This is a genomic window from Ethanoligenens sp. (assembly GCF_047718355.1).
Lineage (GTDB): Bacteria > Bacillota > Clostridia > Oscillospirales > Ethanoligenentaceae > Ethanoligenens.
Window position 1 is genome coordinate 1 of the sequence record NZ_JBDNLG010000034.1, and the last position, 26,370, is coordinate 26,370.

At 51.8% G+C, this 26,370-nt stretch carries 22 protein-coding genes and 1 other annotated feature; of the genes, 12 read left to right on the forward strand and 10 right to left on the reverse strand.

Annotated elements, in window-relative coordinates; genetic code table 11:
• Positions 1-11: 11 nt before the first annotated feature.
• Both ABF463_RS06935 and nspC read left to right on the forward strand, forming a co-directional pair.
• Positions 12-1,211 (forward strand): saccharopine dehydrogenase C-terminal domain-containing protein, encoded by a 1,200-nt coding sequence (locus ABF463_RS06935; RefSeq protein ID WP_415532868.1) that lies wholly within the window; start codon positions 12-14, stop codon positions 1,209-1,211.
• 1 nt (position 1,212) lies between these two features.
• Positions 1,213-2,340, forward strand: a complete 1,128-nt coding sequence (gene nspC, locus ABF463_RS06940) for a carboxynorspermidine decarboxylase (protein WP_415532845.1) — start codon at positions 1,213-1,215, stop codon at positions 2,338-2,340.
• A 108-nt stretch (positions 2,341-2,448) separates the two neighbouring features.
• On the opposite strand, the gene ABF463_RS06945 is transcribed toward nspC, so the two are convergent.
• The 4 genes from ABF463_RS06945 to ABF463_RS06960 form a co-directional block, all read right to left on the reverse strand.
• The gene (locus tag ABF463_RS06945; protein WP_415532846.1) at positions 2,449-3,333 is read right to left on the reverse strand and encodes a C1 family peptidase; all 885 of its coding nucleotides are present in this window, start codon (positions 3,331-3,333) and stop codon (positions 2,449-2,451) included.
• Positions 3,334-3,790: 457 nt separating this feature from the next.
• Entirely contained in the window at positions 3,791-4,759 is a 969-nt protein-coding gene (locus ABF463_RS06950) for a Gfo/Idh/MocA family protein (RefSeq protein WP_415532847.1), read from the reverse strand.
• A gap of 122 nt (positions 4,760-4,881) precedes the next feature.
• Positions 4,882-5,544 (reverse strand): ribose 5-phosphate isomerase A, encoded by a 663-nt coding sequence (rpiA, locus tag ABF463_RS06955; RefSeq protein ID WP_415532848.1) that lies wholly within the window; start codon positions 5,542-5,544, stop codon positions 4,882-4,884.
• Positions 5,541-7,601: a fructose-specific PTS transporter subunit EIIC gene (locus ABF463_RS06960; protein ID WP_415532849.1), complete on the reverse strand. Its 2,061-nt coding sequence runs from the start codon at positions 7,599-7,601 to the stop codon at positions 5,541-5,543. Before ABF463_RS06960 ends, rpiA begins: the two co-directional genes overlap by 4 nt.
• A gap of 339 nt (positions 7,602-7,940) precedes the next feature.
• Here ABF463_RS06960 and ABF463_RS06965 point away from each other — a divergent pair, with 339 nt between their 5' ends.
• From ABF463_RS06965 to ABF463_RS07010, 10 genes are all read left to right on the forward strand, one after another.
• Positions 7,941-9,032: a glycosyltransferase gene (locus ABF463_RS06965; protein WP_415532850.1), complete on the forward strand. Its 1,092-nt coding sequence runs from the start codon at positions 7,941-7,943 to the stop codon at positions 9,030-9,032.
• A gap of 4 nt (positions 9,033-9,036) precedes the next feature.
• Positions 9,037-10,146 (forward strand): tetratricopeptide repeat protein, encoded by a 1,110-nt coding sequence (locus tag ABF463_RS06970; protein ID WP_415532851.1) that lies wholly within the window; start codon positions 9,037-9,039, stop codon positions 10,144-10,146.
• 85 nt (positions 10,147-10,231) lie between these two features.
• Positions 10,232-10,488: a binding site (T-box leader), on the forward strand.
• A 61-nt stretch (positions 10,489-10,549) separates the two neighbouring features.
• Positions 10,550-11,761 carry a PLP-dependent aminotransferase family protein gene (locus ABF463_RS06975; protein WP_415532852.1) on the forward strand — a complete coding sequence of 404 codons (1,212 nt, stop codon included), beginning with the start codon at positions 10,550-10,552 and terminating at the stop codon, positions 11,759-11,761.
• Positions 11,762-11,882: 121 nt separating this feature from the next.
• A complete protein-coding gene (locus tag ABF463_RS06980) occupies positions 11,883-12,410 on the forward strand; it encodes a sigma-70 family RNA polymerase sigma factor (protein ID WP_415532853.1) in 528 nt (175 codons plus the stop codon).
• Positions 12,400-12,693 carry a DUF5345 family protein gene (locus tag ABF463_RS06985; RefSeq protein WP_415532854.1) on the forward strand — a complete coding sequence of 98 codons (294 nt, stop codon included), beginning with the start codon at positions 12,400-12,402 and terminating at the stop codon, positions 12,691-12,693. The genes ABF463_RS06980 and ABF463_RS06985 overlap by 11 nt, the downstream gene beginning before the upstream one ends.
• Positions 12,690-12,935, forward strand: coding sequence for a hypothetical protein (locus ABF463_RS06990; protein ID WP_415532855.1), 246 nt, complete (start codon positions 12,690-12,692; stop codon positions 12,933-12,935). Before ABF463_RS06985 ends, ABF463_RS06990 begins: the two co-directional genes overlap by 4 nt.
• 126 nt (positions 12,936-13,061) lie before the next feature.
• The gene (locus tag ABF463_RS06995) at positions 13,062-13,262 is read left to right on the forward strand and encodes a PLDc N-terminal domain-containing protein (protein WP_415532856.1); all 201 of its coding nucleotides are present in this window, start codon (positions 13,062-13,064) and stop codon (positions 13,260-13,262) included.
• Between the two features lies 1 nt (position 13,263).
• A complete protein-coding gene (locus ABF463_RS07000; protein WP_415532857.1) occupies positions 13,264-14,184 on the forward strand; it encodes an ABC transporter ATP-binding protein in 921 nt (306 codons plus the stop codon).
• Positions 14,177-14,932: an ABC transporter permease gene (locus tag ABF463_RS07005; RefSeq protein ID WP_415532859.1), complete on the forward strand. Its 756-nt coding sequence runs from the start codon at positions 14,177-14,179 to the stop codon at positions 14,930-14,932. The genes ABF463_RS07000 and ABF463_RS07005 overlap by 8 nt, the downstream gene beginning before the upstream one ends.
• Positions 14,933-15,046: 114 nt before the next feature.
• A complete protein-coding gene (locus ABF463_RS07010; protein WP_415532860.1) occupies positions 15,047-15,847 on the forward strand; it encodes a helix-turn-helix domain-containing protein in 801 nt (266 codons plus the stop codon).
• 48 nt (positions 15,848-15,895) lie between these two features.
• Here ABF463_RS07010 and ABF463_RS07015 read toward each other — a convergent pair whose 3' ends face one another.
• The 6 genes from ABF463_RS07015 to glgB form a co-directional block, all read right to left on the reverse strand.
• Positions 15,896-17,800 carry a glycoside hydrolase family 13 protein gene (locus tag ABF463_RS07015; protein WP_415532861.1) on the reverse strand — a complete coding sequence of 635 codons (1,905 nt, stop codon included), beginning with the start codon at positions 17,798-17,800 and terminating at the stop codon, positions 15,896-15,898.
• 71 nt (positions 17,801-17,871) lie between these two features.
• Positions 17,872-20,295, reverse strand: coding sequence for a glycogen/starch/alpha-glucan phosphorylase (locus ABF463_RS07020; RefSeq protein ID WP_415532862.1), 2,424 nt, complete (start codon positions 20,293-20,295; stop codon positions 17,872-17,874).
• Between the two features lie 98 nt (positions 20,296-20,393).
• Positions 20,394-21,812 (reverse strand): glycogen synthase GlgA, encoded by a 1,419-nt coding sequence (gene glgA / locus ABF463_RS07025; RefSeq protein WP_415532863.1) that lies wholly within the window; start codon positions 21,810-21,812, stop codon positions 20,394-20,396.
• A gap of 135 nt (positions 21,813-21,947) precedes the next feature.
• Positions 21,948-23,057, reverse strand: coding sequence for a glucose-1-phosphate adenylyltransferase subunit GlgD (glgD, locus tag ABF463_RS07030; protein WP_415532865.1), 1,110 nt, complete (start codon positions 23,055-23,057; stop codon positions 21,948-21,950).
• Positions 23,054-24,265 carry a glucose-1-phosphate adenylyltransferase gene (locus ABF463_RS07035; protein ID WP_415532866.1) on the reverse strand — a complete coding sequence of 404 codons (1,212 nt, stop codon included), beginning with the start codon at positions 24,263-24,265 and terminating at the stop codon, positions 23,054-23,056. Before ABF463_RS07035 ends, glgD begins: the two co-directional genes overlap by 4 nt.
• A 38-nt stretch (positions 24,266-24,303) precedes the next feature.
• On the reverse strand, positions 24,304-26,208 hold the full coding sequence (gene glgB, locus ABF463_RS07040) for a 1,4-alpha-glucan branching protein GlgB (protein WP_415532867.1): 1,905 nt from the start codon (positions 26,206-26,208) through the stop codon (positions 24,304-24,306).
• Between the last annotated feature and the right edge of the window lie 162 nt (positions 26,209-26,370).

The following is a 26,370-nucleotide window of genomic DNA, read 5'->3' on the forward strand; positions in this document are numbered from 1 at the left end:
GGAGATATGATATGGGGAAAGTGTTAATCATCGGTTGCGGGGGAGTGGCCAAAGTCGCCATCCAGAAATGCTGCCAAAACAGCGCTGTGTTTGAGGAGATTTGTATTGCAAGCCGCACCAAATCGAAGTGTGACGAAGTGAAAAGCAAGTTTTCCGGCGGCAAGACAAAAATTACGACTGCACAGGTGGATGCAAACGATGTTAATGCTTTGATTGCACTCATCAATCAGGAAAAACCGGATGTTGTGCTGAACCTGGCCCTGCCTTATCAGGATCTTGCCATCATGGATGCCTGTCTGGCTACAAAGACAAACTATGTGGATACTGCGAACTATGAACCGGAGGATACCGCAAAATTTGAGTATAAGTGGCAGTGGGCGTACCGCGCCCGCTTTGAGCAGGCGGGTATCACGGCACTGCTCGGCAGTGGTTTTGATCCGGGCGTAACCGGTGTGTTTTCGGCATATGCGCTCAAGCATTCTTTTGATGAGATTCATTATATTGATATTCTCGACTGCAACGCGGGCGACCACGGGTATCCGTTTGCGACGAATTTTAACCCCGAGATCAATATACGCGAAGTATCGGCAAACGGCAGTTATTGGGAAGATGGAAAATGGGTTGAAACCAAGCCGATGGAAATTGAGCGCACCTATGATTTCCCCGAGATTGGTGAAAAAAAGATGTACTTGCTTCACCATGAGGAAATTGAATCCCTCGCGCTGAACATCCCTGGTATCAAACGCATTCGCTTTTTCATGACGTTTGGTGAAAGTTATCTTACGCACCTTCGCTGCCTACAAAACGTAGGGATGACGTCGATCAAGCCGATTGATTATGAGGGGATGCAGATCGTTCCGCTTCAGTTCTTGAAAGCCTTGCTGCCGGATCCGGCGTCTCTTGGCCCGCGTACCAAGGGCAAAACCAACATAGGCTGCATCTTCCGCGGTATGAAGGATGGGCAGGAAAAAACAACTTACATCTACAATATTTGCGATCACCAAAAATGTTATCAGGAAACCGGCTTGCAAGCCGTTGCCTACACCACCGGCGTGCCTGCGATGATTGGCGCCATGATGCTTATGACAGGCAAGTGGAAGAAACCGGGTGTCCACAACATTGAAGAATTTGACCCCGATCCGTTTATGGATGCGCTTGGACAATGGGGTTTGCCATGGCAGGAAAGCCAGCATCCCGATCTGGTAGACTAACATGACGATGGAACAGCTCCCAACTCCTTGCTACGTTGTGGATGAGGCCCTCCTTGAAAAAAATTTGAAGATTCTCCGCGGTATCATGGACCGTACCGGATGCCGCATCTTGCTGGCTCAGAAGGCGTTTTCCATGTATGCGATGTATCCGCTTATTGGTCAATACCTTAGCGGCACGGCGGCGAGCGGTTTATATGAGGCAAAGCTTGGTCGAGAAGAGATGGATAAAGAAAACCACATCTTCTCACCGGGTTATCGTGCGGAAGAATTTGATGAAATCACGGCTCTGTGCGATCACATCATTTTCAATTCCTTTGCGCAGCTCGAGAAGTTCAAGGAGCGGGCTCTGTGTGCCGGAAAGAGCGTCGGGCTGCGCGTCAACCCTGCGTTTTCCACACAGCAGGGGCATGCAATCTATGACCCTTGCGCACCCGGCTCACGCCTGGGCGTTACTCGTGAAAACTTTGACTCTGCGGGGTTGGAGGGGGTGTCCGGCCTCCATTTTCATACGTTGTGTGAGCAGGATGCGGATGCATTGATACAGACGGTGGAAGCGGTAGAGAATCAGTTTGGCCCGTGGCTGCGGCAGATGGAATGGCTGAATTTTGGTGGTGGGCATCATATCACCAAACCCGGTTATGACATTGTCGCGCTTGAAGCATGTATCCGCCGCGTGCAGGAAAAGTATGATGTGCAGGTTTATTTAGAGCCGGGAGAGGCTGTTGCGCTCAACGCCGGTTTTTTGGTCACGACTGTTCTTGATACACTTCACAACGGTGTGGACATTGCTATTCTGGATACCTCCGCCGCCTGCCACATGCCTGATGTACTGGAAATGCCTTATCGTCCATCAATACTGGATGCGGGTGTGCCAGACGAAAAACAGTATACCTATCGCTTGGGCGGCCCAACCTGCCTTGCGGGCGATATGATTGGTGCGTATTCCTTCGATCGACCGCTTGTCCCCGGTGACAGGCTGGTGTTCGAGGATATGGCAATTTACTCCATGGTAAAAAACAATACATTCAACGGGATGCAGCTGCCAGCCATCGTTTTGCGCGGCAAAGACGGCAGTTGTAACATTTTGCACCAATTCGGTTATGATGATTTTAAAAGCAGACTGTCATAATACATTAGATGATGGCTGCTGGTTGACCGCAATCCATTAAGCCCCACGGCCTGTAATCTGGTCGTGGGGCTTTTTGCTCGGACAACTGGCATTTTCGCGCAACAATAATCAGACTTGAACAACCGCTACCCGTTCACAGACGATTGGCTGGGCGCTCACAGGAGGCCTTTCCACAGCGCAGAGGAGCCATTGCTCAAATCCATATTTGACAACGTATTCATATGGAAGCAGGAAATAACCATTGATTCCCCAATCGCTTCCCCAACTGTTGCGGACAATGAAGTATCCGGTATAACCATTTTGGCAAAAGAGCAAATCCAGCAGGTCACAGCCTTCTCTGGTGGTGCTCCAGCCATCAATCGGGATGATTCTGCCACCTACGATATCCGTCCATCCAACAATTAGTACTTCATGCCCGCCAAGCTCCTGTTCACCCAATCCAGGCATCTGTACGATGCCCGATTGTGCCGTACTGGTGTTTTCAAAGCTTTCATAGACGGTAATCCCAAGCAAAACGGGCTGCTCTTTGATGAACAATGCGGTTTTTATGCCTGTCAATCCATTTACAATCGCGCCCCCACTGATGCGATACCGCAACCCGCTGGCATAAGCCTGTGCGGGCGGGGCATCATTTCCGACTACATGGGGCATATCCGATTGCGGGCACACACCGTATTTCACAAGCGCGCTGACGATATCTTTTCCACTGATTTCTGGATTTGCACCTGTATTGCACGCAATGCCCCGTTCATTGTAATGCTGCATGGCGGCAGAAAAAACCAAAGAGGCGCTCTTGGCCAGCATTGTGCGAGCCGCCACGGACGCATGTGCAGTGCTGGTGCCTGCCGTGCCTTGGTTGGTTACTGGCGGACAAAACGGACGGAGATCCACACACGCTGGAAGCCTGTTGGTTCCCAGGCATGATGCATGATCGAACACCTGTTCCGTGCCATCCAGTTTTGATTTTTTGACTTTGAAAATATGCTGATCCATTCTTGCCCTCCGTCATCACATTGCCGATGGTGATTTTTACAATCTATTACAGGTTGTCCACATTGATTGATGCACAGGTTTACTGAAATGGAATAAAATGTATGTTTTGGTTAAAATCAAAGCGAAACCATGTATCTCTGTACATTATATGCCATAAAAATAGGCATGACAAGCATGTTTGCTCCTTTCCAAGATAACTTCATCATTAAAAGGAGCAGAAAAGGTAAGCGCAGCACGGCATTGCGGTGTTTGCGGTTGCAAAGAAACTTTGCAGATACGGAAATAGGCCTCCGCGGCGCAATACCGGGAGACCTATTCTTCCATCAGGATCAGCGCTGCATTGTATCAGATTCGGCGCAGCGTTTATTGCATAAAGGCAGAGCCTGTCGATACATGATTTTATGCATTGGAAAATGCAGTGAAAGAAACCACACGGTCTGCAATGCCGGCTGTTTCGTTATTCAAATGGGTATACCATGCCCCATTGGTTGCGGATTATTGCCAGCAGGCTGGTTACATCGCGCGTCCAGCCCAGTGCCTCGTCTCCTGTACGGTTGGCTATGGCGTCCTGCATGTCTGCTACTTCATATTGCAGGGCCTTGGAGGTTTCCCCTATTGCAATTTCTTCGGTATGCCCGTCTGCCGTATAGGTAACTGTCGCTTTGTCCGCACGCGGGTAGTTGCTCACTTCGATGAAGCCTTTTTCGCCCGCGACCACACCGCGCTTGGGTTGTTTGGCGCGCATAGTCAATGCGGTTACCACCATCTGACCGCAATCGTTTTTCATGATGATGCCGGACTGTTCGTCCACACCGGTTTCAAAATACTGCGGGGTGGTGAGGACCACGTTTGGTTTTTTCTCCAGAAAATACCGCGCGAACGAAACGGCATAAACACCAATATCCAGCAACGCGCCGCCCGCCAACTCTTTGCTGAAGAACCGGTTTTTCACATCGTATTCCTTGCAGCTGCCAAAGTTGACCTGCACCATTTTGACCTTGCCGATAGCGCCGGAAGCGACGATTTCCCGCAGCTTTTTGTAGACCGGCATATGATAGAGCGTCATGCCCTCCATAACGACCACATTTTTCTTTTGGGCCAGCGCGACAACTTCCTCCAATTGTTTCTCATTGACCGTGATGGCCTTTTCACAAAACACATGTTTGCCGGCGTTTACGGTTTTGCAGAGCATTTCATAATGCAGGTTGTGTGGTGTGGCAATGTAGGCGATATTCACATGCGGGTCGGCAAGCAGTGCATCTGCACTGTCAAAAACATGTGATACACCGTATTCCGCCGCAAATTTCTGTGCGGCCTCAATACTGCCGCTGCAAACGCCGTAAATTTCACCATTGACTGCTTTTAACGCCGCGGCCATTTCTTTGGCGATGACACCTGTGCCAATCAGTCCCCAATTGTAAGCCATGAATAAATCCTCCTTATGTGCGATGTGTAGATGTTGCGCGCCGACGTTAGCGCCGCGTGCAAAGACGAATAGGAACAATCAACAAACAGCCTCCTTGATGAAGGAAGCTGTTTGGAAGTGTTTTATTTGCGTGTCAAAAGACGGACGCCGTCGGTTCCGGCTATTAAGGCCGAGGATGCAATATGATAGAAAAGGGAAGTGTCCACCACGCCTGGAATGTGAATCAAGGTTTCATGGAATGCGGCAAGGTCTGCCGGCGGCGCAATCGTGATATCCAACAAATAGTTGCCATGGTCACTGACTGTGAACCCATCCTTTGCACCGCTGGTGCGGAAGACCGGTTCGCCCCCCAGCGCTTTCACGTGTTTTTCCACGTAGCTTTTGCTTTCCGGGATGATTTCCAACACGACCGGATGGGTGAATGGCAAAGTCTCAAATACTTTTGTTTCATCCACCAGCAACATGTAGTTTTCAGCCATGGAAGCGATGATTTTTTCGTTGGTGTGGATGCCGCCGCCGCTCTTCAAGGCGTTCAGATCCGCATCCACTTCATCGCAGCCGTCGAATGCAACCGACAGGCTGTCTACCATCCAGGTGGGTACGACCGGCAGTCCGTTCTCCACACAGAGCGCGGCAGTGCGGGTGGAAGGCGAGACAACCTGAACCGAAAGCCCCGCTTTGGCAATCAGGCCGACCAGAATAGAGACTGTGCTTCCGCCGCCCAAGCCTATGACCGTATGATCCCGAACATATTTAATTGCCTCTTCAGCACATTTTTGCTTCAAAACAGGTCGCTGCCCCCTTCTGTCAGTTCCGCATCATAGACTTCTTTCGGAAGCGGTTTTTTCAGAATAGAAAGGATAATACAGCCCACGACCATGCCGACTGCCAGCGCAATGAAGTAACCAAGCGGATTGCTGATGGTCGGCAACACGAAGATACCACCATGCGGAGCGTGCAGTTGGCAGCCAAGGAACATGGACAGGCCGCCGGCAACGGCGGAACCGGCCATTACGGAAGGAATGACACGCAGCGGATCTGCCGCCGCAAACGGGATGGCGCCTTCAGTGATGAACGAAAGGCCCAGAATATAGTTGACCAAACCGGACTGCCGTTCTTTGGGTGTGAAACGGGTTTTGAAAAGCGTGGTGCAAAGGGCGATGGCCAACGGGGGCACCATGCCGCCTGCCATGCAGGAAGCCATAATGCGATAGCTCATACTTGCTGTGGCTGCGGAGGTGCCGGGCAGCGAAGCGTTGGCGAGCAAACCGGTAGAGAAGAGATAAGCTGCCTTGTTGATGGGGCCGCCCATATCTGTTGCCTGCATACCGCCAATGATGATGCCGACCAGAGCGGAGGCGCGCGTGCCGTTGAGGAAGGTCAAGAAATCTCCGATGCCAACGTTGATGAGGCCCATCAACGGGTCGATCGCGGCCATAATCACGCCGATTACAAAAATACCAACCAGCGGATAGAGGAGAACGGGTTTGATGCCTTCAAGCGCTTTGGGGAATCTGCTGAACGCTTTTTTCAGCAGCAGCACCATATAACCGGCAATGAAACCGGCAAGTAATGCACCAAGGAATCCGGCGCTGACGGTATGCGTTTTGGATACGATGTCCGCAGCGGCTGTTGTGCCCAGCGGATTGGCAAAGGTGGCGCCATACTGAGCGACCAAGCCGCCGACAAAACCAACGGCGAGGCCGGGCCGGTCGGCAATACTCATAGCGATGAAACCGGCAAGAACCGGCAGCATCATATTGAAGGAGAAACCGCCAATCCCTTTGAAGAACGCGGCGAGCGGGGTGGTGGAACCGAAACTCGGACCACCGTGCACGCCGCTGGCGGAATCGATCAAAAACGCGATTGCAATGAGTATGCCACCGCCGACGACGAACGGCAGCATGTGGGAAACGCCGTTCATTAAGTTTTTATAGATTTGGCGTCCAAAGCTTTCCTTACCTGTACTTGCGGAGCTGCTTGCTTTCCCGCCTGCGTGGTGGTAGATGGGCGCTTTGCCATCCACCACCTGTTGGATTAGCTCTTCTGCTTTGTTGATGCCGGCGGAGACGCTTGCAATCACGACGGGTTTGCCGTCGAACCGTGCCATCTCCACGTTTTTATCCGCCGCGACGATGATGCCGTCGCAAGCTTCAATCTCTTCGTCGGTCAGCACATTTTTCGCGCCGTCCGCGCCATTGGTCTCGGCCTTGACCGGGATGCCCATTTTTTTGCCTTTGAGTTCCAGATTTTCAGCAGCCATGAACGTGTGGGCAATGCCGGTTGGACAGGCGGTGACTGCCAATACACGATATTTGGCTTTGCTGACGGAAGTCTCGGCCGGTTTTTCCGTTTTGGCGGCTTCTTCCGGTTTCTCGGGATATTTTTCGGCTTCCTTCTGCGCAATCAGCGAGAGGAATTCTTGTTTGTTTTTGGCTTCGAGCAGGCTTTTTTTGAACGACGGATCCATCAAGATGACTGCAAGCCGCTGCAATGCCTGCAAATGGATGTCGCTGCCGGAAGCTGGTGCGGCAATCATGAAAAACAGGTCGGACGGTTTTTTGTCCATTGCCTGATAATCTACGCCGGCTGGAACAGTCATGGCGGCAAGACCAGCTTTTTTCACCGCGTCTACTTTTGCGTGAGGAATCGCAATGCCGCCGCCGATACCGGTGGAGCTATGTGATTCCCTTGTGAGAATACCCTTCTTGAATGCGTCTTTGTCTGAGATGCATCCTTCGTCATTCAACAACCCAATCAGTTTGTCAATGGCCTCCTCTTTGGAACCGACAGTGGCGTTGAGCTCAATGCCAGTTTCGCTGAGTAATTCGTTGATTTTCATCTTAACTGCAACCTCCCCACAATGTTTTGTACACTTCTTACCGCATATAATATAATGCATTTATTACACGACTATCATACAATATCAAACGGTCATTGTCAATTCAAATCGCTAAAAAATCATTCAAAATGTCTCAAATTTTAAGGAGATTGCATAAATACGCTACACTTAAGCAAAAATCCATGAACGTATTTGCATGAAATCAGCCAAATCACGCAGGAATATCCAACCGCTTGAGACCGTAGCATTAAACGGTTTTTGCACCCACTCCCTGATTTTGAATAGTTTGTGTAGAGGGACACTGCGTTCTAAACGGATAGCGGAACAGGAGATGGGACGATGCCGTATCGAGTTTGCGTATATGCTATTTGCAAAAATGAAGAAGGCTTTGTGGATCGCTGGATGAATTCGATGAAAGAAGCTGACCGTGTGGTGGTAGTGGATACAGGCTCTACCGACCTTACGGTGGAAAAACTGCGCATGCGCGGCGCAGAGGTATTTGTTGAAGAGGTACATCCGTGGCGGTTCGACGAGGCACGTAACCGTTCGCTTGCGCGTGTGCCGATGGATACGGATATCTGCGTCTGCACCGATCTGGATGAGGTATTCAGCGTTGGCTGGCGGGAACGGCTGGAACATGCCTGGATGCCGGATACGAAACTGGCACGTTATCTTTATAACTGGAAAATGAATCCTGACAAAACGGCGGCTGTGCAGTTTGTGTATGAGAAAATCCACACCCGCCAGGGTTACCGCTGGGTTCATCCGGTGCATGAGGTGCTGGAATACAGCGGCACAGCGGAACAGAAAGCCGTCTGGGCGGAGGGGGTGGTGCTTAGTCATTACCCTGACCCGGCCAAATCGCGCGGGCAATATCTGCCGCTGCTGGAGTGTTCGGCAAAAGAAAATCCACAGGACAGCAGCACTGCTTTCTGGCTGGGGCGGGAATATGTTTTTCATGAACGGTATGACGACGCCATCCGCACGTTGCGGCAGCATCTGCAATTGCCGACTGCCCGATGGGATGAGGAGCGCTGTGCTTCCATGCGTTTTCTGGCACGGTGCTTTCTGGCAGAAGGAGATGCATGGAGTACACGAAGCTGGCTTTACCGCGCGATTGCGGAATGCCCCCAGGCGCGTGAACCGTATTGGGAAGCAGCAAAAATAGCATACCGCTGGCAGAATTGGCCGTTGCTGTATGGAATGACCTGCGAGGGGTTGTCAATCCAACAGTCGTCCGGAAGCTATCTGGTAGAACCGGACGCTTGGGGCTATGCGCTTTATGATTTCCGTGCGATTGCGGACTGGCAGTTGGGGCTGTATGCGCAAGCCGAGAACGATGCCGCGGCGGCGCTTGCTATTCGGCCGGCAGATACGCGCCTGCGGGAAAATCTAAAGTGTATCCACGCCAAAAATGTGGGGCAAGGGTGATTGTATGCGGTGGAACGTGGCGGTTTATGCCATTTGTAAAAATGAGGAAGCGTTTGTGGATCGGTGGATGGATTCTATGGGGGAGGCCGACCTCGTCGTGGTGACCGATACCGGTTCCGACGACCATACGATAGAAAAATTGCGTGCACGCGGCGCACAGGTGTTTTCGGAAACAATTCAGCCATGGCGATTTGACGAAGCGCGCAACCGCTCGCTGACGCATGTACCCAACGATGTGGACATTTGTGTGTGTACCGATCTGGATGAGGTGTTTCGTCCGGGTTGGCGCGAAAAATTGGAGCAGGCGTGGCGGTCGGATACAAGCAACGGGCGTTACCTGTATAACTGGAGCCTGAAGTCGGACGGCAGCCCCGATATGCAGTTCGTATATGCCAAGATCCATGCCCGGAACGGATATCGCTGGCGGTACCCGGTGCATGAATATATTGAATGGACACGCCCAGAGCCGGAACGGAAGGTTTTTCTTGACGGAGTGGTACTTGACCATCATCCGGACCCGGCAAAGTCGCGCGGCAGCTATCTTACTTTGCTGGAAACGGCAGTGCGGGAGGACCCGCAGAGCGAGCGGATGCGGTATTATCTGGGGAGGGAATACTTGTATGCCGGGCGGTGGGACGCCTGCATTTCTACGCTCAAGGCGTATTTGGAGCTGCCATCATCCACATGGGCGGAGGAACGCGCCGCTGCGATGCGTTGGATTGCCAAGGCCCACTGGCAGCTTGGCGCGCATAGCGAAGCCTATCAATGGTATTATCGAGCCATGGGTGAAGCGCCGTGGATGCGTGACGCCTATGTCGAATGCGCACAGATGGCTTATGCGTTGGAAGACTGGCACAAGGTGTTTTTTCTCACCGAAGAAGCACTGCAAATTTCAGGGCGGTCGCAGAATTATGTGAATATGGGGTATTCATGGGATGAAACGCCGGACGACCTCTGTGTCATTGCCTGCTATCGGTTGGGTATGTTCGCACGCGCGGCGGAACATGCCAAAAAGGCGTTGGCGTTTGCGCCGCAGAACAGCCGCCTGCAAAATAATCTGCGGCTGATTGGAGACAGGATGTCCAAGCCGGGTGCAGAGAAAAAGAAGCTTTAAAAAGAAAGCGGCATATGACAGTTTTGAAACCAAATTCTTATTGACAAACAGATGGGCAGGCCGTACAATATAGGCATTCATATGGAAAAAGGCTTTGAAAGGGAAGAGTACACGTGATTGTCGGCGCAGAGAGGGGATGGATGGTGGAAATCCCTGCGGCGGTGCGTGGAAAGTAGCCCCGGAGCTGTGGATCGAACGCGCAGTGCGCAAGTAGGCTCCAACGGAAGTCCACCGTTACAGGGAACACCGCATCGGCTGTTTGTGCCCGTGCGGGCGGAGTGCGTGCGTGTTTGGCGTGCGAACATAGGTGGTATCGCGAAAGGTGTAGCTTTCGTCCTATTTAGAATAGGACGGGGGCTTTTTTATTTGCCGTCAAGGCACAGAATAGAAAGGAAAGACCAGCATGGAAACGGTGTTTGCAGAACGTATGGGGCATGTGAAAAAGTCCTTTATTCGCGAGATTCTTAAAGTGACGGAAGACCCTTCGGTCATTTCGTTTGCAGGCGGGTTGCCCAGCCCCGCATCTTTTCCGGTAGAGGCCATTGACCGGGCGGCACAGGCCGTGCTGGAGGAGGACGGCGCAAACGCTTTGCAATACAGCACCACCGAGGGTTTTTTACCGTTGCGGGAGTTTATCTGCGCACGGTATGCCAAACGGTTTGGCTTGCGGGTCACGCCGGAGGAGATACTCATCACCAACGGTTCACAGCAGGGGCTTGATCTAATTGGAAAGGTGTTTTTGGATGAAGGGGACGGGGTGCTGCTTGAAGCACCGGGCTATTTGGGCGCAATTCAGGCATTTTCTCTGTTCAGTCCACATTTTCACACTGTGCCGCTGCGTCAAGACGGCGTTGCCGTGGACGCCTTGCAGGCTGTGCTGGAAACGCACGCGCCCAAGCTGTTCTATGCCGTGCCAAACTTTCAGAATCCATCAGGGCTGTCTTATTCGCGTGCAAACAGAGAACGGGCCGCGGCGGTTTTGAAACAGCACGATACGATTTTTATTGAGGATGACCCCTATGGGGAACTGCGTTTTGCAGGTGAAGAAGCGCCGTCTATGCGCACGTTTCTGGGCGGGCAGAGCATTTTGCTCGGATCGTTCTCTAAGATTGTCGCGCCTGCCATGCGTCTTGGCTGGATCTGCGCTAAGCCGGAAATTATGGAAAAACTGATTGTTGCCAAGCAGGCATCCGACCTGCATACCAATGCATTTGCCCAGCGGGTGGTGGCGCGTTATCTGGCAGATAACGATTTGGATAAGCACATTGAGAAGATCCGGCAGATGTATAAAATGCGCAGCGACTGCATGGCAGATGCGATTGCGCGGTATTTCCCGCCGGATGTCCATTGTACCCGACCACAGGGCGGTATGTTCATGTGGGCGACCTTGCCGGAGGGGATGTCCTCCATCGACTTGTTCCAGAGGGCGTCAGCCATGCGGGTGGCATTTGTACCCGGCGCACCATTCTATGTGGACCGGTCGGATGTCAACACCTTACGGCTGAACTATACCAATTCCGACGAGGCGGCGATCCAAGAAGGAATTTGCCGGTTGGGGCAGGCCATGACGGAAATGTTGTCCGGTGTCGGCCGTGTCGAGGTATTGGCACGTTAAAAAAGTTTGCTGAAAAAGGGAACCGAACAAGATGCACGTTCGTAACATAGGTGTGACGTTAAAATGATTGACAGGTCAGTTGTGTGATATATTGCTCAAAAAGGATTGCGGGAGGGATGGCATGGACAGCGAGCGAGAGCAGATACGCGCCGCGCAGGAGGGGAACGCGTTTGCACTGGCAACGCTGTTGGAAGATCAATACGCGGCGGTCTACCGCTTTTTGTGCAAGCTGACGCTGGACAGCACATGGGCGGCTGATCTCTCGCAGGAGTGCATGATACGGGCCATCGACCATTTTACCGCTTACGACCCTGACCGTGCATTGCTTTCTACTTGGCTGATTGCCATTGCTAAGAACCTTTGGCTGGATGACTGCCGCAGGCGAAAACGAAAACCGGCGGTGTCACTGGAGGATGCGGACGGAGAGCTTGGCGACTTTGCCGCCGAGTTGGCTGAAAAGGATGCAGTCTTGGCGGCGGTCGGACATCTCAGTCCCAAATTGCGTGCGCCGGTGGCGCTGTATTATGGGCAGGGATATGCCTATGATGAAATCGCGCAGATACTGCATGTGCCGGTTGGAACAGTTAAGTCTCGAATGGCGCGCGCGCTGACGAAGCTGCGAAAGGAGTTGGACGACCATGCCGAGTGATTTGGAAAACCGTTTGCGTAAAAGTCTGCATAAACTGGACAACACATTGCCGCAGACGCCATCTTTGCTCCCGCTGGTGCGTGCCTCACAGGTGAAACGTGCCAAACGGCAGCGGCTCGAATTGATGGCGTTCGTCCTGCTCTCGGTGTTCGTGACGGCTGGGGCGCTTTTTCTGTTGCTGCACAATACGGCGGCGTTCGGTATCCTACAGATGGTATTTCTTGTTGCCGTTCTATGCGTTGGGTGGAAAAATCGCAAGCGGGAAAAGGCGGGGCGGATATGAAGGTTTGGCAAATCTTTACCCCACATGTCAACTGGGATTTTGCACATGTCACACCGGTGCAATGGATAATTGTAGCCGCCGCGTTCGTCGTCTGCATTCCACAGGGTATCCTGTTGTTTCGCAATGCGCAGAAACGGGGCGTCTTTCCATGGCTCTGGGGCTTGTGGGGGCTGCTGTCTTTCCCGTTGCCCTCCATTGTCTATTATTTCGTGGTTGTCCGGCGAGGCAAGCGCCGTCACTGAAGAATGCCGTTTTTGATCGCACGGGTGCTTTGTCACCCGTGCATTTTTTTGTGTATTTCCATCTGGACAGGGAACTTTTCTGCGCCCGGCATCGTATCAAGAGTAGAAAGAAAGGGGTGCTTTATAATGGGAATGCTAAAAGTATATTGGCCGTTTATCCTGCCGCTGGCGGCGGTGCAGTTGGTACTGATGCTGACCGCACTGATTCATCTGATTCGGCATCGGAAAACGCGCACGTTGAACGTGCCGGTCTGGGCGGTCATTATTGTGCTGGGAGAGATCGTCGGGCCAATCCTGTATTTGGTGTTTGGCAGGGAGGACGCGTGATATGGCGCTGTTGGAACTGCGCGGTGTACAAAAAATATACGGCCGGTTCAAGGCTGTAGACGGATTGGACATGTCGGTCGAGCCGGGCAGCATTTTCGGCTTTTTGGGGCGCAACGGTGCGGGAAAAACGACATCTATCCGTATGATGGTGGGTTTGGCGCGCACGACCGCCGGGGAAATTCTGGTCTGCGGTGAACGGGTGCGGTTTGGCTCACCGGTGCGGCATATCGGGTATCTGCCGGATGTCCCCGCATTTTATGGTACGATGCGGCCGCTTGCTTATCTGACACTTTGCGGACAGCTTTCGGGGATGAGAACGAAAACAGCGGCAAATCGTGCGCAGGAGATGCTCACACAGGTGGGGCTTGGGGATGTGCGGAGGCGTATCGCAGGGTTTTCACGCGGGATGAAGCAACGTCTTGGCATCGCACAGGCAATGCTGCACCATCCGCAATTGCTCATTTTGGATGAACCGACTTCGGCACTCGACCCGGTAGGGCGCGAAGATGTGCTGCAATTGATTATGGCGTTAAAAGGGCAGGTGGCAGTGCTGTTTTCCACCCACGTACTTGCCGACGTGCAGCGCGTCTGTGATACCGTGGGCATCCTGCAGGGCGGACGAATGGCGCTTACCGGCGGGTTGGCGGAATTGGAGAAACAGTATGCGGGGCATTCGTTCACACTGGCAACTGCCATGCCGGAAAAAGCTCCGTTGCTTGCCGAGCATTTGCGTGCGCTTGGTATGGTGCGATCGGTCACAGTGGAGAATGACGGTGCGCTTTTCATTCACTGCATCGACGCGGACGCGCTCTATGCGCGTATCTGCCCGCTCTTGGCGAAATTAGGCATTCCGTTGCTTCACTTCGCGCCCATTCGTTCCGCGTTGGAGGAACGGTTAATGGAGGTGATGCGGGATGCGTAGGTTCTGGTTGTTTACTGTTAAGGAATGTGTCGAACAGGTGCGGACATTCAAAGGCATCGCAATCTTTTTGGTGCTGCTGTTTTTTGGCATATCTAGCCCGCTGATGGCGAAACTGACGCCGGATTTGCTGAAATTAGCAGTCACCGTACCCATTTCCATTCCTGCGCCCACGGCTGCGGATGCCTATGCGCAGTTTTTCAAAAACGTCGGACAGATTGGCTTTTTGGTTGTGTTATTGATTGCTTCCGGTTGTGTGGCAATCGAGACCTCGAAGGGCACCGTGCGCTTGATGCTTACGCGCGGTTTGTCCCGCACGGCGTTCATCCTTTCGAAATTTACCTGTGCCGTGCTGGTCTGGAGTGTTTCGTATGCGGTGGCAGCCGGGCTTTGTGCAGTTTATACGGTGCTGCTCTTTCCCAACGGACGGCTCTCGCATGTGGTTGCCGCACTGTTCTGCCTGTGGTTTTTTGGCGTGCTGACGCTCGCCGCAGCGGTGTTTTGCAGTGCGGTTTCGCCCAGCTATCTGCTGGCGGCTGTCGGCTCGGTGGTTCTTTGGGGGATGCTGCTCGCTTGCGCAGCATTTCCGATATTGAAAGACGATGCGCCGTCGGCGCTTGTCTCCCGCGGTCTGGAGCTGCTCAACGGCCTTGCACCAGAAAGATTGCTGGCGCCTGTTTTGTGGGCCTGTGCGCTGACAGTCGGACTGCTGACAGCGGCGTGTATAATTTTTCGCACACGTGATCTATGAGTGCGTTGTTTTTGGTATGAAGTTGGACAATGCAACCTCAGGTTGACAAATTGATAGCGCTGTGTGGTAGCCATATCCGCGTTTTTCCTGTATGATAGACGCGAGGTGAGGCAAATGGAGTTCAATGAGCGATTACAGGTCCTGCGAAAAAAGGCGGGGCTGTCGCAGGAAAAGCTGGCGGAGGCGTGCGCCGTATCAAGACAGGCGGTGTCTAAATGGGAAGCGGGACAGTCGCAGCCGGATATGGAAAAACTGATTATCCTGAGCAAGCTGTTTGGCGTAAGTCTGGACGACTTGGTAAAGGGGGAGGCGGACAGCGGTCAAGCTGCATTTTCTCAAGCGCCATATATGCTCGGTCTGCCGGCTTACCATTATGAATACAAGAGCAAACAGACCCTGTTTGGTATCCCGTTGTTGCACGTAAACCTCGGCTGGGGGCGGCCATATGTTGCTAAAGGCATTGTTGCGGTAGGGGGAATCTCCATCGGGGTGGTTTCCCTGGGTGTGCTTGCTATTGGAGGGCTGTCCCTTGGCGCGTTTGCATTGGGGGTGTTGGCATTTGCCGGGATAGCCGCAGGTTTGTTGGCATCGGGGGGAGCGGCAGTTGGCATTGTTGCCTTTGGCGGCGTGGCGGTCGGCGTCTTGGCTTTTGGAGGGTTGGCTGTGGGAAAATGTGCGGTAGGCGGCGCGGCGCTTGCATCTGATATTGCAGTGGGCGGTTCTGCCAGCGGACATCTCGCGTTTGTAGTCGGGGATGACGGCAAAAAGATCTTATATATGAACGGACGGCAGATTCCCATCGAAACGGCAGAGCAGGCGCGCATGTGGATTTTACGGGCCTATCCGCATTTATGGAAACCGGTGCTACACTTTTTGACGAGGATGCTTCAGGGCGGTGTTCACCTAAAAACATGAGCAGCTTGTCTGAAATAACAAAACGCCGGGCATTTGCCCGGCGTTTTGTTATTTCGATTTTGTGGGAAACGGTTCCGTTTTTTTAATCCATTGGCCCGAACCAAACAACTTAAAGCTTTGGGCGGGGATATCCCAAAACGAATCTTCATTACCCGCCAGAAGTTTGAATGCAGAGCCGTCTTGCGGCGGAGTGAACGCGGCGGCTGTATCAGAACGGTTAACGGCGCAGATCAGTTGATCCTCTCCGACGCCGCGCCGGAAGACAAATAATCCGTCTTTCGCTGCCAACGTGTTGTAAGCACTGTCCGCCAGTACAGGACAGGCGCGGCGCAGCTTGGCCAATGCACGTACCGTCACAAGCAGTGAGGTGTCCTCATTTCCCCATGGATAGGTGCGGCGGCAGAACGGGTCATCATATCCTTCCATGCCCACTTCATCCCCATAGTAGATACAGGGTACGCCAGGCAAAAAAAACAGGATAGCATAGGCGAGTCTCAGCAAAATCAATCCGCGTTTCCGCTCTTCTGGTGAAAGGCACTGTTTTGCCTTCCAAGCGCGGTCATGCCCCTCGCCGTCAGCGCCTGCAAGTGCGGTAAGAATGCGCTCGGTATCATGCGAATCCAACAGGTTCAGAGTGGTGCGCATAGCCGGGGCAGGGTAGTTCTCTGCAATCTGGGTAACGGTGATATGCAGGGCGTCTGCGTTTCCGCCCCGTAAAAAGGCAAGAATGGCATCGCGGAACGGGTAGTTCATCACGCCGTCCAACTCTTTGCCCAGCAGATAATGCCGCCGCTTTCCGTAGGCGATTTTGATGGAGGCATCTTCCCAAACCTCGCCAATGACTACGCCGTCCGGATTGGTTTCCTTGACGCACACGCGCAGGCGGTCGATAAAAGCGGGGTCCAGCTCGTCGGCTACATCAAGCCGCCAGCCCATTGCGCCCGCGTTCATCCAATGGGACAACACGCCGTCTTTTCCAGTAATCAGTTCTAAAAATGTCGGCGCGATTTGGTTTACTTGTGGCAAGGTGTCAAAATTCCACCAGCAGCGATACTGGGTCGGCCATGATTTAAACTGATACCAGCTGAAATAAGGGGACTCTTTCGATTGAAAGGCGCCGCCGCTTCCATAACGGCCCGTCCGGTTAAAATAGACACTGTCATCACCGGTGTGACCAAATACGCCGTCCAGAATGATGCCAATGCCCATGGCTTTGGCCTTTTTGCACAGAGTACGGAAATCATTCTCGGTACCCAGTAAAGGATCAATCTTCATGTAATCGGCGGTATTGTAACGATGGTTGGAATGTGCCTCAAAAATAGGGTTCAAGTACAAGGCTGTTACACCCAGTTCGCGCAGGTAGGGCAGTTTCTCCGTGATACCTGCCAGATTTCCGCCGAAATACGTGCTGGAAAAGGCAAATTCATCTTCTTCCGCGCGGTATTCAGGCATACTGTCCCATTCGGTGCGCAATACACGGTCAGGCGGCATGTGTTCCGGTAGTTTGCCGCCGCCCCGACGGAAGCGGTCAGGAAATATTTGGTATATTAGGCCGCCGGCCAGCCAATCGGGCGTATGATAACTGGGGTCATAGACGGTTAACTGCCATTCTCCGTCTTTATGGTCGATAGATACCATCTTGGCCGCGCCACCGTGCCCTCGCACAAGTTTGCGAGGGCCATTCTGTGTTTCCAATGTGAATGTATACCAGTATAGACCCGGCCTTGCCAATGCACAGGTGCAAAAAAAGGCATCGCGATGTTCATCACCATCGGCACGCTGCATGTCGATTCCCCATCCACCGTCTCCGTCGGCATGGATATACATCCTTGCCGCGTGTACGCCGTCGGTTTGTGGCGGACGGATGAAAAAACATGCGCTTTGAAACGTGGACAGAGCCCCAAATGGACTTTTATAAGTGGTATCCCATGCGTCATAGATCTCGTTGCCCAAACGAACCCTCCCTTTTCATTTTCAATGTATTTTCCGGCAGACAAAATGTAAGCCGGACCGTCAGGAAAATATCAATCGACTGTCTCCAAATCCCAGATGTTTTTTGCATATTCACGCAGCGCACGGTCAGCCGAAAATCCGCCCGCCGACGCGATATTTATCAATGACATACGGTTCCATTTCTTGCGGTCGGCATACCGTGCGAGCGCTTCCTCGTGGATGGTGCAATAAGAGGCGAAATCAGCCAGTACCATATATGGGTCGGCTTGCCCGCTGCCTTTGCCAATCAGGGAGTCGCTTATCTCCGGGTGCCGTATTCCGCCGATTCCGCCGCTCAACCGGTCAAGCGCGGCACGTAGGTCCGGATTGTTGTGATAATAAGCGGTGGGGCTGTAGCCTTTGGTACGCAGAGCCTCGACCTCGTCCGCATGCAGACCGAAAATCAAGATATTGTTTTCCCCTACGGCTTCAAGCATTTCAACATTCGATCCATCCAGCGTGCCGAGCGTCACGGCGCCGTTGATCATCAGCTTCATATTGCCGGTGCCGCTGGCTTCGGTGCCGGCAAGGGAAATCTGTTCGCTGATCTCGGCGGAAGGCATCAACAGTTCAGCAAGGGTGACGCGGTAGTCTTCCAAAAAGACAACTTTCAATTTCTTGGAAATAACCGGGTCGCTGTCTATTTCTTTGGCGATGGAGCAAATCAAACGAATAATTTGCTTTGCCATTAAATAGCCGGGCGCCGCTTTTGCCGCGAACAGGAATGTCTGCGGTGGGATGTCCAATTGCGGATTAGCCTTCAAGAGGTCGTACAGATGCAGGATGTGCAGGGCATTCATTAGCTGCCGTTTGTATTCATGCAGCCGCTTGACCTGTACGTCGAAGATGGAATCAGGGTCAAGGATTATGCCAGTCGTTTGTTTGACATAATCGGACATGCGTGCTTTATTGTTGCGTTTGATCTTTTCTAAACGGTCCAGAACAGCGGGGTCGTCGGCATAAGCACGCAGTTTGGTGAGCTGTGCTGCATCCGTCAGAAAACCATTGCCAATCAGCTCCTGGAGAAGTGAGGAGAGTTCCGGGTTGGACTGCGCCAACCAGCGCCGGTGCGCAATACCGTTGGTGACATTGGTAAATTTTTCGGGGAACGTGCGTGCATAGTCCGCGAAAAGAGACGTTTTGATGATATTTGAATGGATGGTGGAAACGCCGTTGACCGAGTGGCAGCAGGCAATACAGAGATTGGCCATGCGAATCTGCCCGTAAGCGATGACTGCCATGTAGGAGATTTTTTTCCAATCGTTCGGGTAATAAATCCAGAGGTGTTTGCAGAGTCGTTCGTTGATCTCGTGCACAATCTGGTAGATGCGTGGCAGCATCCGGGAGAATAGTTCCTCCGGCCAGACCTCCAACGCTTCATGCATGACCGTATGGTTGGTATAGGCGACAATTTTGGTGACCACCGCCCAAGCGTCATCCCACCCATAGCCGTGGTCATCGAGCAAAATACGCATGAGTTCCGGAATGCTGAGCGCGGGGTGTGTTTCATTGATGTGGATGGCGATTTTCTCCGCCAGGTTGGCCAGTGTACCGTATCGCGCGATATGCTTGCGAATGATGTCCTGCATGGAAGCGGAAACCAGAAAATATTGTTGGCGCAGGCGCAGGCTTTTGCCTTCTATATGGTTGTCGGAGGGATAAAGCACCTTACTGATGACCTCCGCCATCGAGCTCTCTTCTATGGCGTGCATATAGTCGCCCTGGTTGAACAACCCGATGTCGAACGAGGGGCTGCGTGCACTCCACAGGCGCAGGACACCTACGGCACCGCTTTTATAGCCGGAAACCATCATATCATACGGTAGCGCTGTGACCACGTGCTGGCCGGTGACGGAAACGCTGTGGTGGCTGCCGTTCCATTCATCCTTGATTTCGCCGTCAAATTCGACTGTTACGGCTTCGTCTGGACGGGGGGTGAGCCAGACTTCACCGCCCGGCAGCCAAAAATCCGGCAGTTCGGTTTGCCAGCCGTCCACGATTTTTTGCCGGAAAATCCCATAATCGTACCGAATGGAATAGCCATACAGGGGATAGCGCAAGCCCGCGGCGGCATCCAGAAAACAGGCCGCTAACCGACCCAGACCACCGTTGCCGAGCCCTGCATCCGGTTCCAGCTCATACAGATCGGTCAGATTGAATCCCATATCTTTTACGCAATCCGTAAATATGCTGGTTGCGTTCAAATTGAATAAATGGTTTTTGAGAGAACGACCCATCAAAAACTCCATGCAAAGGTAATAGGCGGTTTTACCTTTGCTGCGCCTTCTTTTTTCTGTCCATTCTCTACGCTGGGCAGAAAGAATATCCTGTACAGCCATGGCCACAGCATTGTACATTTGCTCTGGCGTCGCACGGGAAGGCGTTACGCCGAAATGGCACTCCAGTTTGGACTGTATATTTGCTTTTGCTTGTGCTTTACTGTAAGGTAAGCGCATGAATGTCCGCCTCCTGTTTTTTCTTATGTCTTGTTTCCATGCTGCATCGTGGGAAAACCGGCTGCCTTGGAACTTGGGGTGCTGGCAACAGTATCACGTCAGCGCAGAACCTCTTCATACATCCCTTTATAATCTTTCACCGAGTGCCTCCAACTAAAGTCGCAGGACATAGCGCGCGAAACCAGTGCTTTCCACATGCTCTTGTTCGCAAAAACACCTTCTGCACGGCTAATGGCGCCGAGCATATCGTGGGCGTTAAATTGCTTGAATGTGAAGCCGTTGCCGGTGTTGTCACCAGCATCTGTAATACTGTCTGCCAACCCGCCAATCTGGTGTACGATGGGTATTGTACCGTAACGCAACGCGATTAGCTGAGAGAGGCCACACGGCTCGGAACGGGACGGCATCAGCAGCGCGTCTGCACCCGAATAGATTTTGCGGGCAAGGTCATCGGAAAAGGCAATGCGCGCGGCCAGTTTTCCCGGAAAGCGGTGCTGCATTTCTGCAAAAAAGTTCTCATACTGCCAGTCTCCCGTGCCCAACACAACCAGCTGCACCGAGTGCGTGAGCAATTCTTCAAGCACAAACCGGATGAGTTCAATACCTTTGGCGCGTACAAGCCGCCCAATATAACCGATGACCATGGCGTTTTCATCCAAAGGCAAACCAAGCATTTGCTGTAATCCGCGTTTGTTCACGGCTTTTTTGACTGGATTGGTTTTGCTGTAGTTGGCAAACAGACATTTGTCGGTGTATGGATCATTGGCCGCGTTGTTGATGCCATTGAGGATGCCGTGCATTTTGTAGCCGGCCATAGTGAAGATGCGGTCCAGCCCGAACGAGAAATATGGATAGCGCAGCTCATAGCTGTAGGACGGGCTGACAGTGGTGACCGCATCCGAGCAGACGATGGCGCCTTTCATGAAGTTCACACAATCGTCGTAATCAACGATGTGAAAGAAATTCTGCGGCAGACCAAGGATGTCATTATATATTTCGTATCCGTATTTTCCTTGATATTCCACATTATGAACGGTGAAGACTGTTTTCATGCCGCTAAAGAAGGGGTCTTTCTGGTAATATGCATGCAGATAGACGGGGGCAAGTGCGGTTTGCCAATCATTTGCGTGCAGGATATCCGGCTGGAAGCCAATGCGCGGAAGCATTTCAACCACTGCACGCGCAAAAAAGGCGAACCGCTCCGCATCATCGTAATGTCCGTAATATCCTGGACGTTTGAAATAATATTCGTCGTCGATCAAGTAATAAGTGACATTGCCGATTTTTGATTCGAACACACCGCAATATTTGCTGCGCCACGAGACCGGTACTTGGAAATGGCAGAGAAAATGCATGTTTTCCCGCAGAGATTCGGGAATGTTTTCATATAATGGCAGCACGACACGACAATCTATGCCCTCTTCTACAAGAGCTTTAGGCAGAGAGCCGGCTACATCCGCAAGACCGCCGGTTTTGGCAAAAGGTACCGCCTCGCTAGCGGCATATAGTATTTTCATATGTCATTCCCCTTTCTTATACATTGATGCCCGTACAAACAGTGGACGTTGTGTCATACGGGCATTTTGGTTTCAATATCTCTCAACACCAAAACGGGATGACTGCAGGACTGCGGCCATCCACGTTTTGGCAATTTATACGATACTACCCGAGCTGATAAACAGCGGATAAGTCCCGTAACCCATTAAGGAGCGATCATTACCGATTTGCACCTCTTTGTCGATGATGCAGTAATCCAATACAGTGTTGTTGCCAACATGACTGTTTTTTAAAATGATGGAGTTGGAGATTTTAGTGTCGCTGCCAACAGTAACGCCACGGAACAAAATAGAATTTTCCACTTCGCCCTCTATGGTGCACCCGTCGGCAATGAAAGAATTGCTCACCGATGCATTTTCGCCATACTGTGCGGGCACTTCGTCCCGCACACGTGTACAAACGGGGCCGCATGCGTAGAACAAATCCTCGCGTACATCCTCGTCCAATAGATCCATACTGGCGCTCAGATAATGCTTTAAAGAGTCGATACGGGCGGTGTATCCGTTGAATTCCCAACCAAACAGACGATATCTGTCGGTACGCTTTTGCAGAATATCACGGTGCAGGTTAGTCAGCCCATAAGAGGCGGCCTCATTGATAATCTCAAGCAAAAGCGATTTGTTGAAAACCATCAAGTGCATACCGATCTGCTGTTTACCTGCTACAGGATTGGTGACAATGGCAGTGATCCGCCCGTCCGCATCGGTCTCATACGCGTGGAGTGAGCTGCCGGAATTTTTTTCTACCTTTTCCTGCCGGTAAGCGACCGTCATATCCGCACCGTTGGCAACATGCTGATTGATCAGCGCGTTCAAGTCCATGCTATACAGATTGTCACTATTCGCAAGGACCACGTAATCGTCCGAAATCGCGCTCAGATAATTGCGGATGCCGCAGAGCGCTTCCAAACGAGTGTGATACATAGGCTGTCCTGCGAGCGGCGGCAATATGGAGAGCCCTCCGTGTTTGCGGGAAAGATCCCAATCCTTACCCGAACCGAGATGATCCATCAGAGAACGGTAATTGTTTTGCACGATGACGCCAACGTCGGTGATGTCCGAACGGTGAAAGTTGGAAAGGGCAAAATCAATCAAACGGTATCTTCCGCCAAAAGGCACAGAGGCAATGGGACGGTGCGCAGTCAGTTCATGCAAGTTCCCATCTGATATGTCTGCGAAAATAATGCCGGTTGTTTTTGTATTCATACCGCTTTCACCTCTGGAATATCAGTATCCAGCATAGATTCCTCCATGACGATTGCGCTGCGTCCCACATGGACGCGGTCGCCCACCACGGTGATTCCTGCGACCGGCTTGCCGATTTCATCGGAGCGGAAACCGACAATGGTGCTTTCCCCAACTACTGCCCCCTCTCCGATAACGGCTTTTTGCACCTTTGCACCGGCGCGGATAATGGCATTCGGCAATACAACCGAGTCGCGTATCACGGCGCCCGCTTCAATTTTTGCGCCGCAGAACAGCACTGAATTGTAAACGGTGCCGTTCACGACGCAGCCTTCTGCCACAATGGAATTGTGGACAATCGCATTGTGACCCGTATAATGCGGCGGTTCGGCTGCGCTGCGGGCATAGATGCGCCAGTTGGGGTCGTGCATAGTCAAGCCAGAAGCCGGGTTGAGGATATCCATGTTAGACTGCCAATAGCTTTCGATGGTGCCCACGTCTTTCCAGTACCCTTCAAACGGATACGCGAAGATGCGTTCGCCCTCATTGAGCATGGTGGGAATAAGGTCTTTGCCAAAATCGTCAAGCTGCCGACCTTCCTCGGAGGTCATATAAGCGCGCAGCTTTTTCCATGTGAAGATATAGATGCCCATAGAGGCAAAATTGCTTTTTGGTCTCGCGGGTTTTTCTTCAAATTCATAAATGCTGTTGTCCCCGTTGGTGTTCATGATGCCAAAGCGTGAAGCTTGGTCTTTGGGAACTACTAGCCCGGCAATCGTGCAGTCGGATTGCTTTTCCGTGTGGAAGGACAACATTTTAGCGTAATCCATTTTGTAAATGTGATCCCCGCCAAGCACCAATAGATATTCGGGATTGTAGCGGTCGATAAATGGGATGTTTTGGTAAATTGCATTAACGGTTCCTGAATACCAATCGGCTCCTTTGCGGTGCTGGTAAGGTGGCAGAACATGCACGCCCCCGTCCATGCGGTCAAGATCCCAAGGCTGCCCGTTACCGATATAGTCGTTGAGCTCCAATGGCTGATACTGCGTGAGTACGCCTACCGTATTTACACCTGAGTTGACACAGTTAGACAAAGTAAAGTCGATAATACGATATTTGCCGCCAAATGGCACGGCAGGTTTTGCCCGGTTCTTAGTAAGAACCCCCAGACGGCTTCCCTGTCCGCCGGCCAACAGCATTGCGATGCATTTTGTTTTTCCAGCCATAGCCCATACCTCCCGCTTTCATAAAGTCGAACCGAAATTCAGTTTGGTTTGTATTTCAAAAAGATTGCCGCCATTGGCGGAATGGTGAGCGAAACCGACTGCTGGTAACCATGCAAGGGAAATTCCTCTGTAGGCACCAGGTCCGGGTTGCCCGCACCCGTTCCACCAAATTTTTCTGCGTCTGTGTTGAACACTTCCTCGTATTTGCCGGCAACGGGAACGCCGATCCGGTAATCCTCGCGCAGCATCGGCGCAAAATTGCATAAGCAAATCAATTCATTGCCTTGGCGGTCGATGCGTCTGAATGCGATGATGTTTTGCAAATTGTCGTCGTAGGATATCCATTGGAATCCCTCCCAAGAAAAATCAATTTGCCATAAAGGCGGATTCTCAAGATAAAAGTGATTGAGCGCGGCGGTAAAGTTCTGCAGCGTCAAATGCGGTTTGTCATTGAGCAATTCCCATTGGAGAACGCCATGGCAGTCCCACTCGGCTTCCTGACCAAACTCGTTGCCCATGAACAGGAGCTTTTTGCCCGGATGCGCCGTCATGTATGCGAAGAACACGCGCATGCCCGCAAACTGTTCTTCCTTGTCGCCGGACATCTTTTCCAAAAGTGAATGCTTGCCGTGTACCACTTCGTCGTGTGAGATGGGGAGGATATAGTTTTCGGAAAATGCATAGTGGAATGAAAAAGTGATGTTTTTGTGGCAGTCTTTGCGGAAGAACGGGTCGGTGGAAACATATGCGAGCATATCGTTCATCCAGCCCATGTTCCATTTAAAGTTGAATCCCAATCCCCCGTCGGCCACCGGTTTTGTCACCAACGGCCACGCGGTTGATTCTTCTGCAATCATCATGGCATTCGGGAAATGTGCAAACACGATGGTGTTCAGCTGCTGCAAAAATGTTACCGCTTCCAGGTTTTCGTTTCCGCCGTTCTTGTTGGGCCGCCATTCGCCGCCTTTCCGGTCGTAATCCAGGTAAAGCATAGAGGCAACTGCGTCTACCCGCAGACCGTCAATGTGGTACTTCTGAAACCAGAAGATGGCATTGGAGATGAGGAAACTGCGCACTTCACTTTTGCTGTAGTCGAACACACAAGTACCCCAAGATTTATGCTCCTGTTTGAGCGGGTCGGCGTATTCATAGCAGCAGTCCCCATCAAAACGGTATAACCCATGCGCGTCTTTGGGGAAGTGCGCGGGCACCCAGTCCATAATGACGCCGATGCCAGCCTGATGGCAATAGTCTACGAATGCCATAAAATCTTTTGGAGAACCGTATCGTGAGGTGGGTGCAAAATAACCAGTGACCTGATATCCCCAAGAATCATCCAATGGATATTCTAGAACGGGCATCAGTTCCACATGTGTATAGCCCATTTTTTTCAGGTAAGGAACCAACTCCTCTGCCAGCTTGCGGTACTCAAAGGGGTTGCCGTCGGGATATTTTCTCCACGAGCCCGCGTGCAGTTCGTAGATGTTGAGCGGTTTTTCATACAGTGTTTCTTTTGCCTTCTTGCCCTGCCATTTTTGATCTTTCCAATGGTATCCGGAAAGATTGTAATAACGTGAGGCGGTGTTTGGTCTGGTTTCCATGTGGTTGGCAAAGGGATCACTCTTGAGAAAGCTGCGCCCATCCTCTGTTTGAATCTGATATTTGTAGATTTCAAAGCTTTTGATACTGGGCACGAACCCTTCCCAAACGCCACGGCCATCTACGGGAGACATCGGATTCTTGGACACATCCCATTGGTTAAAATCACCTACAATGGAAACTGAGATAGCTTTTGGCACCCAAACGCGAAATACGACGCCGGATTTTTTGTTACGGTGTGATGAATGTCCGCCAAAATACTCATAGGCCAGCGGATATACACTTTCATGGAACGCTTCTAGGTCCTGTTGGTGTCCTGTTTTTTTTAGTTCATTTGCGCACATTTCTTCCACCTCGCTTGACGGTTTTGTAAACAAAGATGATTGATGAAATATAGTTGGTAAAAAGTCAAGAAATTTGTATAATTGTCCTAATCGTGATTGGGTTATCTAAGTAAATCATGGCTAAAATCACGATTTCCTACTTGAATTTTAGCATATCTACAC